The sequence below is a fragment of the Craurococcus roseus genome, assembly GCF_039523795.1.
Taxonomy (GTDB): domain Bacteria; phylum Pseudomonadota; class Alphaproteobacteria; order Acetobacterales; family Acetobacteraceae; genus Craurococcus; species Craurococcus roseus.
Genome location: NZ_BAAAFZ010000036.1, coordinates 46,367 through 56,399, shown reverse-complemented (window position 1 = coordinate 56,399; position 10,033 = coordinate 46,367). Strand labels below are relative to the sequence as shown.

Here is a 10,033-nt window from a genome sequence, read left to right as displayed (position 1 = left end):
CGATGGCGCGCCGCGACCGGCCGCCGCGCGACAAGCGCCGCACGCGCGCGGCGGCGAAGGCGGCGTCGTCCACCGCGCCGGCCTCGACCATCTTCCGGGCCACGGCCGCGGCGTGGCGCTTGGCTTCGGCGGCGCGCGGGGCGACCAGTTCCGGCGGTTCGCCCGCCGCCTCGCTCCGGCGCGCCCAGCGGTCCACGCGGCGTTCCAGCACGCGGCGGAGGCCGGCCTCGGTGGCGGAGAAGCGCGCGAGGTGGTTCAGCGCGGCTTCGCGCAGCAGGGCTTCGGTGGGGAGCGGACCGGGCGCGGGCGGTCCGGCTGGGCCGGCCGGGCGGGGTTTCCGGCGGGCGGCGCCCCCGCCGCCTTTCGTTCCGCGCGTGGCGTCCTCGGGCATGGGCGGGTTCTCGCACGCGCCGCGCGCGCGGGCGAGACGGCGGGCCCGCCTTGCCGCCGCCGGTCCGCGCGGCGATAGGGGGCGCGCAACCGAGCAGGAGACGACCGGGCATGGCACGCTACCCCGCGAACGGACTGACGCTGGAACAGGCCGAGGCGATCACCGCCGCCGCCCGCGCCAAGGGGCGCGAACTCAAGCTGCAACCGCTGACCGTGGTGGTGCTGGACGCCGGCGGGCAGATCAAGTCGGTGCAGCGCGAGGACGGGAGCAGCCTGTTGCGGCCGGAGATCGCGCTGGGCAAGGCGTTCGGCGCGCTTTCGCTGGGCCTCGGCGGCCGGGAGCTGGCGCGGCGGGCGCAGTCCATGCAGGGCTTCATGAACGCGCTCTCCGACATCGCGGGCGGCCGCGCCGTGCCGGTGCAGGGCGGGGTGCTGGCCTGCGACGCGGGCGGGACGATCCTCGGCGCGGTGGGCATCAGCGGCGACGTTTCGGCCCAGGACGAGGCGTGCGCCGTGGCGGGCATCCAGGCGGCGGGGCTGAAGCCGGACACCGGGGACCCGGAGTGACCGGGCGGCGGTGCGGCGGTCCCCGGGGAGCAAACCGGGCCGCCGCCGGGGCGTTGGCGTTCTCAACCCGGGTCTCCGGGAACCGGAACGCGAGGAGCACGCCCCATGCCGACGACCGCCCCCACCCGCCGCGCCCGATTGCTGGCCGTCACGGCCCTGGCCGCGGCCGCGCTGATCGCCGCTCCGGCGGCCGTGCGAGCGCAGGGCTCGGCCGGCACCTCGCGCGCGCCGCAGACCACGCAGACCACGCCGCAGCAGGGCCCGCTCGGCGGCAGCCCCGGCGCCCGCGCCGGCGACAACGCGGGGCAGGGCACCACGCAGACGATCCCCGGCAACAACGCCGGCTCGCCCAGCGGCGGCAGCGGCGAAGCGGCCGACCGGCAGGTGCCGCCGCACATGCAGGGGCGCGGGCACACCTCCAACCAGGGGCAGGCGACCGGCGGCCCCGGCCAGGGTAACCAGGGCGCCGCGGGCGGCGGCGCCACCAACCCGGGCAGCAGCGTCGGCGGGACGCAGGCGCCGCGCGACAACGCGCCCGCCAATCCACCGAGCCCCAACGCGCCCGACCGCCGCTCCGACGCGGGCGGCCCCGCCGCGCTGGCGGCTGCGGATGGCGCCTCCATGCGCGACGCGCGCCGCGCCAGCCGGGTCATCGGCGCCGCGGTGTACAACGAGGCGAACGAGAGCATCGGCGAGATCGACGACATCGTGCTGCCCGGCAACGGCGGCGCGCCGATCGCGGTGGTGTCGGTGGGCGGCTTCCTCGGCATCGGCGCCAAACTGGTGGCCGTGCCCTACGAGCGGCTGCGGACGGTCGGCGAGCGGAACCGCTGGACGCTTACCGGGTCGGCGTCGCGTGACGACCTGAACCGGTTGCCGACCTTCACCTACGAGGGCACCGCCGCCGGGCGGGGCTGACCCGGTCCGCGGGCGCGTCGGTGCGGCGGCGTAATCCGCCGCCGGCGCGCGCCCCGCGGGTTTGACGCGGCGGCGCGTTTGCGCCCAACCTCCGCGCTTCCCCTGGAGCGCCCGCGAATGCCCGCCGGCGCGGGGGAGCAATTGGAGGAGCACCCTCTCCCGTGATCCCCGCCTTGATGCCGACCTACAACCGCGCCGACCTCCCCTTCGAGCGGGGCGACGGCGCTTGGCTGTGGACGGCGGACGGGCGACGATTCCTCGATTTCGGCGCCGGCATCGCGACCTCGAGCCTCGGCCACGGCCACCCGCATCTGGTGAAGGCCATCGCGGAGCAGGCGGCGCGCGTGATGCACGTGAGCAACCTGTACCGCGTGCCCCAGGCGGAGCGCTTGGCGGCGCGGCTGGCGGAGACCTCCTTCGCGGACAGCGTGTTCTTCTGCAACTCGGGCGCCGAGGCGAACGAGGGCATGGTGAAGGCGGTGCGCAAGTACCACGCGGAGAACGGGCGCCCCGAGCGCTTCCGCATGGTGTGCTTCGAGGGCGCCTTCCACGGCCGCACCCTCGCCATGCTCGCCGCCACCGGCAACGCGAAGTACCTCGCGGGCTTCGGGCCGCCGGTGGAGGGCTTCGACCACGTGCCCTTCGGCAACATGAACGCGGTGCGCAACGCCATCGGGCCGCACACCGCGGGCGTCATGGTGGAGCCGGTCCAGGGCGAAGGCGGCGTGCGCCCGGCCTCGCTCGACTTCCTGCGCGACCTGCGCCGCTGCTGCGACGAGTTCGGCCTGTTGCTGGCGCTGGACGAGGTGCAGACCGGCATGGGGCGCTCCGGCAAGCTCTGGGCCTACGAGTGGGCGGGCATCGAGCCGGACGTGATTTCCTCGGCCAAGGGCATCGGCGGCGGCTTCCCGCTCGGCGCCGTCCTGGCGAAGGAGAAGGTGGCGGAGCACCTGAAGCCGGGCACGCACGGCACCACCTTCGGCGGCAACCCGCTGGCCTGCGCCGCCGGCAACGCGGTGCTGGACGTGGTCCTCGCGCCCGGCTTCCTCGACGGCGTGGACCGCGTGGCGCGGCACCTGTGGCGCGGGATGCTCCGGCTCGCGGACCGCCACCCTGACGTCGTGGAGGGCGTGCAGGGCGCGGGGCTCCTGGTCGGCCTCAAGCTGCGCCCGGAGGTGTCCAACACCGACATGCAGGCCGCGGCGGTGGCCGAAGGGCTGCTGACGGTGGCGGCTGGGATGAACGTGCTGCGCCTGGCGCCGCCGCTCATCATCACCGAAGCGGAGGCGGACGAGGCGCTGCGGCTGCTCGACCGCGCCTGCCTGCGCGCGAAGCCCGGCGGAGAAAAGGAGGCCGCGCAATGAGCAGCGCCCTCGCGGCGGTGCGGACGGAGGCCGGGGGGCGCGAGCCCCCCCGGCACTTCCTGGAGCTGATGGACTTCGAGCCGGCGACGCTCCGGCGGATGCTGGACCTCGCGGCGCAGTGCAAGCGCGGGGCGCTGGCGGCCAAGCCGCTGGCCGGGCGCACGGTGGCGCTGATCTTCGAGAAGCCCTCCACGCGCACGCGCGTCTCCTTCGAGGTGGGCGTGAAGCAACTCGGCGGCGACGTGGTGATGCTCTACGCGCGGGACATGCAGTCCTCGCGCGGGGAGGCGGTCAGCGACACCGCCAAGGTGCTGTCGCGCTACGTGGACGCGATCATGATGCGCACCCACGACGTGCGGCGCATCCGCGAGATGGCGGAGCACGCGACGGTGCCCGTCATCAACGGGCTCACTGACGTGAGCCACCCCTGCCAGCTCATGGCCGACGTGCTCACCTTCGAGGAGCACCGCGGGCCGATCGCCGGGCAGGTGGTGGCCTGGGTCGGCGACGGCAACAACGTGGCGCAGAGCTTCATCCAAGCGGCGGCGCGCTTCGGCTTCACGCTCCGGATCGCCACGCCGCCCGAACTGCGGCCGCCCCGCGCGCTTCTGGACTGGGCGCGGGGCGAGGGGGCGCGCATCGAACTCACCGAAAGCCCGGTGGAGGCGGTGCGCGGCGCGCGCTGCGTGGTCACGGACACCTGGGTCAGCATGAACGAGGAGGCGGGCGACGGCGGCGGGCCGAGCCGCCACAACCTGCTCCGCCCCTACCAGGTGGACGCGAAGCTGATGGCGCACGCGGCGCCGGACGCGATCTTCCAGCACTGCCTCCCCGCGCACCGCGGCGAGGAGGTGGCCGCGGAGGTGATCGACGGGCCGCAGAGCGTGGTGTTCGACGAGGCGGAGAACCGGCTGCACGCCCAGAAGGGCGTGCTGCTCTGGGCGCTCGGCGCGGGCTGACGAACCGCCGCGCCCGGCGGCCCGCCGGCGCTCCCGGCCGCCAACAGCCCATGTAACCGGGGGCGCGGACGCGGCTCGGTCGCGTCATCGGCTGCTTCCTGGCTCGCGGCGCGTGCGGTTCCTCCGCCGGGGGCGACCCGCGCCAGCGCAGGGCCGTCGCTGCGTAGCCCGGCGCGCGACGGAAGGCTTGGTCCGTGTGCGCCGCACCAAGCGGTGACACGCCGCACAGGCGCGCTTCGGCATCCCCCCGATACTCGGCGCGCGGAGGCGGACAGCCTCCGGCGATGGAGTGGGCCCTCATGAGCAGCCGGACCGCCGAACCGTTGCCGCCGCTCGCGCGCGCGGCCCTGCCAGGCGGAGGCGCCGCGGCGGCCTCCGTCCCGCCGCTCCTCTGAGCGCCGCGTTCCGGGGCACCGCCATGCGCATCGTCGAGCCTCAAGGGTTCCCGGCCGGGACGCGGCCGGGGGCGCGGGCGGACCGCGGGCTCGTGGCGCCGTTCCTGTCCGCCGCTGCTCTCGCGGCGTGCTGCTTATGCTTGCCGTCGCGGGCGATGGCGCACGTGAAGTGGTTCGCGCCCTTCGACGTGGCCGAACCGCCGATGCCGATCTCCGCCGTCCTGTCCGGGCGCTTCCCGCTGGTCTTCGCCGGTTTCGCGCTGCTGATGGCCGCGGGCTTCCTGCTGGACCGGCTGGCGGCGGCGTCCCCGCGCGGCGGCGCGCTCGCGCGGCGCGGGGGCGAAGAGGTGGAGGAGCGATTGCTGCGCGCGGGCCTCGGCGCCTTCTTCGTGGCGCTCTTTACCGCCGGCGGCGCCATCCTCACGCCGGAACTCAAGACGGACGCGGCGTGGCCGGCTTGGCTCCAGCTCGGCATCGCCGCCAGCATGTTCTCGCCGCGCACCTGCGTCCTCGGCGCCGCCGGCATCCTGGCGCTGTACGGCTACGGGGCGGCGCTCTACGGCGCCTTCCACCTCGCCGACTACCCGGTGTTCCTCGGCCTCGCGGCCTACATGGCGCTGACCTCCTGCGGGACCGGACGGCCGCGGCGGCTGCGGATGCCCATCCTCCAGGCCTCCCTTTGCGCCAGCCTGATGTGGGCCGCGGTCGAGAAGTGGGCCTACCCGCAGTGGACCTTCCCGCTGCTCGAAGAGCGGCCCTGGCTGCTGTTCGGCGTGCTGCCGTCGGACTTCATGGTGGTGGCGGGCTTCGTGGAGTTCGCCTTCGCCTTCCACATGCTGACCGGCTTCGCCCTGTCGCGGGTCGGCATCCTGGCGCTGGGTGCGATCTTCGGGCTGGCGATCCTCGACTTCGGCAAGCTCGACGCCATCGGGCACTTGCCGATCCTGGCTACGATGGCGGCGATGTTCGTCCACGGGCCGACGCCGTTGCAGCGCCGGCTGCACGAGATCCGGCGCGGCCTGCTCGCGGAAGCGCACCGGGCGGGCCTCGCCTTCGCGGCGGCGGTCTGCGTTTTCGTTTCCGCCTACTACGGCTTGCAGCGCGCCGAGCACGGCGGCGGCCACCGGCCCGAGGCGCGCGGTGGGCGCGTGGCCGTGGCGACAGCGGCGGCGCCGGCTTCCCGCTGAACGGTGCGGGCGCTTGATGCCCGCGGCCGGGCGGCGGACCATCGCTGCCCATGATCGGACCGCAACGCCCGCCCTGCGACGCCGCCGCGATACGCGCGCGACCGTGCGCCGGCGAGAGCCCTCCCGCGGGCGCCGGCTGGATACTCGCCGCCACCATCCTCGGCTCGGGCATGGCGTTCATCGACGGTACGGTGGTCAACGTGGCGCTGCCGGAGATCCAGCAGGGGCTCGGCGCCTCGGCATCGGCGGCGCAATGGGTGGTGAACGTGTACACCCTCGCGCTCGGGGCGCTGGTGCTGGTCGGCGGCGCGGCGGGCGACCGCTTCGGCCGCCGGCGCGTGTTCCTGCTCGGCATCGCCGTGTTCGCGCTGGCCTCGGCCGGCTGCGCCGCGGCGCCCGGTCCCGCGTCGCTGGTCGCGGCGCGGGCGGCGCAAGGCGTGGGCGGGGCGCTGATGGTGCCAGGAAGCCTGGCGCTGATCGCCGCGACCTTCCCGGAAGCGGAGCGCAGCCGGGCCATCGGCACCTGGGCGGGCGCGGGGGCGCTGACCACGGCAGTCGGCCCCGTGTTGGGCGGCTGGCTGGTGGAGGCGTGGTCGTGGCGCGCGGTGTTCCTGATCAACCTGCCGCTGGCCGCCGTGGCGGCTTGGTTGACGCTCCGGCACGTGCCGGAAAGCCGCGACGCCGAGGCGCCGCCGCTCGACTGGGCGGGCGCGGCGGCGGCGGCGCTCGCGCTGGGCGCCGTCACCTGGGCCGCGATCGAGGCCGGCGAGTCCGGCCTTCAGAGCGCCGCGGTGCTCGTCGCCGCCGCGGTCGGCGTGTGCGCGGGCGCGTGGTTCCTCCGGCACGAGGCCCGCGCGGCGCACCCGATGGTGCCGCTGGGGCTGTTCCGCTCCTCCACCTTCTCCGGCGCCAACCTGCTGACGCTGCTGCTCTACGCGGCGCTGACCGGCGCGCTGTTCCTGTTGCCCTTCGAGCTGATCGGGCTGCGCGGCTACTCGCCGGCCGAGGCCGGGGCGGCGTTCCTGCCGTTCTCGCTGCTGATGGGCCTGCTGTCGCGGGCGTCCGGCGGCTTGGCGCGGCGGTTCGGGGCGCGCGGGCCGCTCGTCGGCGGGCCGGCGGTGGCGGCGGCCGGCTTCGCGCTGCTCGGGCTGTCGGCGGGCCGGGACTGGTCGTTCTGGTGGAGCGTGCTGCCGGGCATGGTCGTGCTCGGCCTCGGCATGACGGCGACGGTCGCGCCGCTGACGACGGCGGTGATGGAGTCCGCGGACGAGCGTCACGCCGGGGCGGCGTCCGGCATCAACAACGCGGTGGCGCGGGTCGCGGGCCTGCTGGCGGTGGCAGTGCTCGGCACGGCGACCCTGGCGGCGCAGGCTTCGGCGCTGGACCGGCGCTTGGCCGAGACGGGGCTGCGGCCGGAGGCGCGCGCGGCGGTCGCGGCGGCACGGCCGGGCTTCGCGTCCGCGCCGGACGCGGACGGGCTGACGGAGGCGGAGCGGCGCGACGTCGTCGCGGCCTCGGGTGACGCTTTCCTGCTCGCCTACCGGGCCGCGATGCTGGCCTGCGCCGGGCTCGCCCTCGCCGCCGCAGGGGTGGCCGCGGGCACGATCCGGCCCGACCCGCGCCCGGCGTCGCTGCGCGCAGCGGAAGGTCGGGCCGTGTGACAAGCCCGCGTCGGCGGGCAACGCCGGCGCGCGGGCGCCGGCGTTGCCGGTCGCCATGAGCGGCCCGATCGGAGGGGATGCCGATGGAAGCGGACGATTTCCCCGCGCCGGCCGAAGGCATGCTGGTGACGGTGTTCCCGACCGTCGCGGACGTGCCGCGCTCCGTGGCCTTCTACCGCGACGTGCTCGGGGGCCGGGTGGTGCGCGACGAAGGCCCCGCGATCGTGCGCCTGGCCAACGCCTGGGTCCTGATGAACCCGGGCGGCGGGCCGACGCCCGACAAGCCGGGCATCTCGCTCGCGCCACCCTCCGATCCGGCTTCGGCGACCTGCTTCCTGAACCTCCGCGTCGCCGACATCGCGGCGGCGCACCGCGACTGGGCGGCCAAGGGCGCCGCCTTCGTCACGCCGCCGATCCGCAAGCGCGGCGAGATCCGCTGCTACATGCGCGATCCGGACGGCTACCTGATCGAAGTCGGGCAGGCGACGGGCGACGTGGCGGCTTCGGCCTAGGGGGCGCGCCGTGCCCTACGACCTGCCGTCGCTGCCCTACGGCTACGACGCGCTGGAGCCGGTCATCGAGCGCGAGACGATGGAGCTGCACCACTCCAAGCACCACCGCGCCTACGTGGATGCGCTGAACCGCGCGCTGGAGCCGTACCCTGCGTGGCAGGGGCTCACCATCGAGCAACTGCTTTCCCGCATCGAGGAGGTGCCGGTGGAGATCCGTGCCGCCGTGCGGAACCAGGGCGGCGGACACGCCAACCACCAACTGTTCTGGAAGGTTGTCCGGCCCGGCGGCGATGCCGCGCCGTCCGGCGCGCTGGCCGCCGAGACCGACCGGGCGTTCGGCTCCTTCGAAGCGATGAAGGGGCGGTTCGACGAGGCCGGGGCGTGGCACTTCGGTTCCGGTTGGGTGTTCCTCGTGACCGACCCGCGGGGGCGCGGCCTCGACGTTGTGACGACGCCCGACCAGGACAGCGTGTTGCTGCCGCCCGGCGGCCGGCCGGCGCTGCTCGCCAACGACCTTTGGGAGCACGCCTACTACCTGGACCACCGCAACCGCCGCGCGGACTACCTCCGCGAGTGGTGGCGGGTGGTGAATTGGGGCTACGTCGGCGAGCGGCTGGACGCGATCCGCGCCGGCGGGACCGGGCGCCTCGCCGGGCCGGCGCGCTGAGCGCGGGGCGCCGCGGCCCCGCGCCCGACGGGAGCGGTCAGTAGTCCGGGCCGCGGCCTTCCCGGTACCGGCCGCCGGCGCGTCGGGCGTCGTACCGGCCTTGGTAGTAGGCGCGCTCCCGCGACCGCTCGGATTGGTCGAACAGGTAGCCCCCGCCGGCACCGGCGGCGCTGCCGATCAGCGCCCCCCAGCCGGCGTTGCCGCCGAAGGAGCCGATCAGGCCGCCCAGCGCCGCGCCGCCGAGGGCGCCCGTGCCGGTGCGGCGTTGCGTGTCGGTCAGGTCGCCGGCGCAGGCGCCGAGCGAGAGCGCGGCGAGCAGCGGCAGGGCGGCGAGCCGACGAGTCCGCGTCTTGGCCATGGTGTGCCTCCTCGTCTCAGCGGGCCGGGGCGCGGCGCGCGGCGGCGGCGTTGGTCGGGCAGGGATACGTCGCCTGCGCCCAGCGGAGCAGGCCGTCCAGAGCGGGCTCGTTCGCGCGCTGCGGATTCTGCCGCGCCCAGGCGGCGAAGCCGAGGCCGGTCTGGGCCACGCTCGGCGCGGGGGCCGGCACGCAGAACAGCGGGCGGCGCGGGCCGTCGGACGGGTGCAGGGCGGTGTGGAACTGCCCGGCAGCGGTGATGTAGCCTTGGCAGTACGCGATCGACTCCAGCCGCTCCACGCCTCTCACCTGCGGATCGCACACGGCGGCGAGGTCCGACACCGTCCGGACGTCGGTCACGTGGCGGCCGGGCGCTTGCGCGGATGCCGGCGTCGGGAGCAACGACGCCGCCAACAGCGGCGCGGCGACCGCGAAGGTTTTCCGCATGCTCCGAATCCTCCCTCGGTGGTTCCGGGCCGGAGTATTCCCCGAAACACTGGTTCGCCCAAGGGCGCCGGTCACGCCGCCGTGCCGGCGGCGGCCTTCCACCACGCGATGCCGGCGAGCGCCAGCGCGTCCACCGTGTCCACCACCGGGAAAGGCAGGGCGGGGCCGGCGGCGATGCCGAGCGGGATCTCCGTGCAGCCGAGCACCACGGCGACCGCCCCGGCCGCCATCAGCCCGTGCGCCGCTTCCGCGAGCGGGGCGTAGGCCTCGGCGACGCGGCCGGCCTTCACCGCGGCGATGGCGGGCGTGACCAGTTCCGACATGGCGGACGCGCGGGGCTCGATCACCTCGACGCCGCGTTCCGCGAAGCGCTCCGGGTAGAGGCGCATCGCCAGCGTTCCTTCCGTGGCGAGCAGGCCGACGGGGCCGCCGGACGGCACGCCTTGGCGCAGGAGGTCGTCGGCGGCGGCGTCCACGATGTGCAGGATCGGCACCGGGGCGACGGCGTCGCGCATCTCCTCGAACCAGCCGTGCGCGGTGTTGCACGGGATGCAGATGGCGCCGCAGCCGGCGGCGGCGAGGCGGCGGACGCCGCGCAGCAGGGCGGGCA

Annotated in this window: 11 protein-coding genes and 1 pseudogene; 8 read left to right on the top strand and 4 right to left on the bottom strand. The window is 75.7% G+C overall.

The genetic code is table 11. From position 1 onward, the window contains the following. Positions 1–391 (bottom strand): annotated as a pseudogene (locus ABD067_RS13380) (hypothetical protein); the annotation flags it as partial. A 110-nt stretch (positions 392–501) separates the two neighbouring features. On the opposite strand from ABD067_RS13380, the gene ABD067_RS13375 reads away from it, so the two are divergent. The 8 genes from ABD067_RS13375 to ABD067_RS13340 all read left to right on the top strand — a co-directional run bounded on the left by ABD067_RS13375 (position 502) and on the right by ABD067_RS13340 (position 8,620). Next, entirely contained in the window at positions 502–957 is a 456-nt protein-coding gene (locus tag ABD067_RS13375) for a GlcG/HbpS family heme-binding protein (protein ID WP_343895807.1), read from the top strand. Between the two features lie 105 nt (positions 958–1,062). Beyond that, the gene (locus tag ABD067_RS13370) at positions 1,063–1,875 is read left to right on the top strand and encodes a PRC-barrel domain-containing protein (RefSeq protein WP_343895806.1); all 813 of its coding nucleotides are present in this window, start codon (positions 1,063–1,065) and stop codon (positions 1,873–1,875) included. 161 nt (positions 1,876–2,036) lie between these two features. Next, a complete protein-coding gene (locus ABD067_RS13365) occupies positions 2,037–3,239 on the top strand; it encodes an aspartate aminotransferase family protein (protein ID WP_343895805.1) in 1,203 nt (400 codons plus the stop codon). Then, on the top strand, positions 3,236–4,198 hold the full coding sequence (gene argF, locus ABD067_RS13360; protein ID WP_343895804.1) for an ornithine carbamoyltransferase: 963 nt from the start codon (positions 3,236–3,238) through the stop codon (positions 4,196–4,198). Before ABD067_RS13365 ends, argF begins: the two co-directional genes overlap by 4 nt. 418 nt (positions 4,199–4,616) lie before the next feature. Beyond that, positions 4,617–5,780 (top strand): hypothetical protein, encoded by a 1,164-nt coding sequence (locus tag ABD067_RS13355; RefSeq protein WP_343895803.1) that lies wholly within the window; start codon positions 4,617–4,619, stop codon positions 5,778–5,780. A 50-nt stretch (positions 5,781–5,830) separates the two neighbouring features. Further along, positions 5,831–7,441, top strand: coding sequence for an MFS transporter (locus ABD067_RS13350; protein ID WP_343895802.1), 1,611 nt, complete (start codon positions 5,831–5,833; stop codon positions 7,439–7,441). Positions 7,442–7,524: 83 nt separating this feature from the next. Continuing rightward, positions 7,525–7,953, top strand: a complete 429-nt coding sequence (locus ABD067_RS13345) for a VOC family protein (RefSeq protein WP_343895801.1) — start codon at positions 7,525–7,527, stop codon at positions 7,951–7,953. A gap of 10 nt (positions 7,954–7,963) precedes the next feature. Continuing rightward, positions 7,964–8,620 carry a superoxide dismutase gene (locus ABD067_RS13340; protein ID WP_343895800.1) on the top strand — a complete coding sequence of 219 codons (657 nt, stop codon included), beginning with the start codon at positions 7,964–7,966 and terminating at the stop codon, positions 8,618–8,620. Between the two features lie 37 nt (positions 8,621–8,657). Here the strand turns inward: ABD067_RS13340 and ABD067_RS13335 are convergent, their stop codons facing one another. From ABD067_RS13335 to ABD067_RS13325, 3 genes are all read right to left on the bottom strand, one after another. Further along, positions 8,658–8,978 carry a glycine zipper domain-containing protein gene (locus ABD067_RS13335; RefSeq protein WP_343895799.1) on the bottom strand — a complete coding sequence of 107 codons (321 nt, stop codon included), beginning with the start codon at positions 8,976–8,978 and terminating at the stop codon, positions 8,658–8,660. A gap of 16 nt (positions 8,979–8,994) precedes the next feature. Further along, positions 8,995–9,423: a Rap1a/Tai family immunity protein gene (locus tag ABD067_RS13330; RefSeq protein WP_343895798.1), complete on the bottom strand. Its 429-nt coding sequence runs from the start codon at positions 9,421–9,423 to the stop codon at positions 8,995–8,997. Positions 9,424–9,494: 71 nt separating this feature from the next. Beyond that, positions 9,495–10,033: aspartate/glutamate racemase family protein (locus tag ABD067_RS13325; protein WP_343895797.1), on the bottom strand; the 539-nt coding region annotated here is incomplete at its 5' end.

Bases quoted from the DNA above. Each gene is read 5' to 3' on its own strand.
- ABD067_RS13370 (WP_343895806.1), top strand. From the start codon at position 1,063: ATGCCGACGACCGCCCCCACCCGCCGCGCCCGATTGCTGGCCGTCACG.
- argF (WP_343895804.1), top strand. From the start codon at position 3,236: ATGAGCAGCGCCCTCGCGGCGGTGCGGACGGAGGCCGGGGGGCGCGAG.
- ABD067_RS13330 (WP_343895798.1), bottom strand. From the start codon at position 9,423: ATGCGGAAAACCTTCGCGGTCGCCGCGCCGCTGTTGGCGGCGTCGTTG.
- ABD067_RS13355 (WP_343895803.1), top strand. From the start codon at position 4,617: ATGCGCATCGTCGAGCCTCAAGGGTTCCCGGCCGGGACGCGGCCGGGG.
- ABD067_RS13335 (WP_343895799.1), bottom strand. From the start codon at position 8,978: ATGGCCAAGACGCGGACTCGTCGGCTCGCCGCCCTGCCGCTGCTCGCC.
- ABD067_RS13375 (WP_343895807.1), top strand. From the start codon at position 502: ATGGCACGCTACCCCGCGAACGGACTGACGCTGGAACAGGCCGAGGCG.
- ABD067_RS13350 (WP_343895802.1), top strand. From the start codon at position 5,831: ATGATCGGACCGCAACGCCCGCCCTGCGACGCCGCCGCGATACGCGCG.
- ABD067_RS13345 (WP_343895801.1), top strand. From the start codon at position 7,525: ATGGAAGCGGACGATTTCCCCGCGCCGGCCGAAGGCATGCTGGTGACG.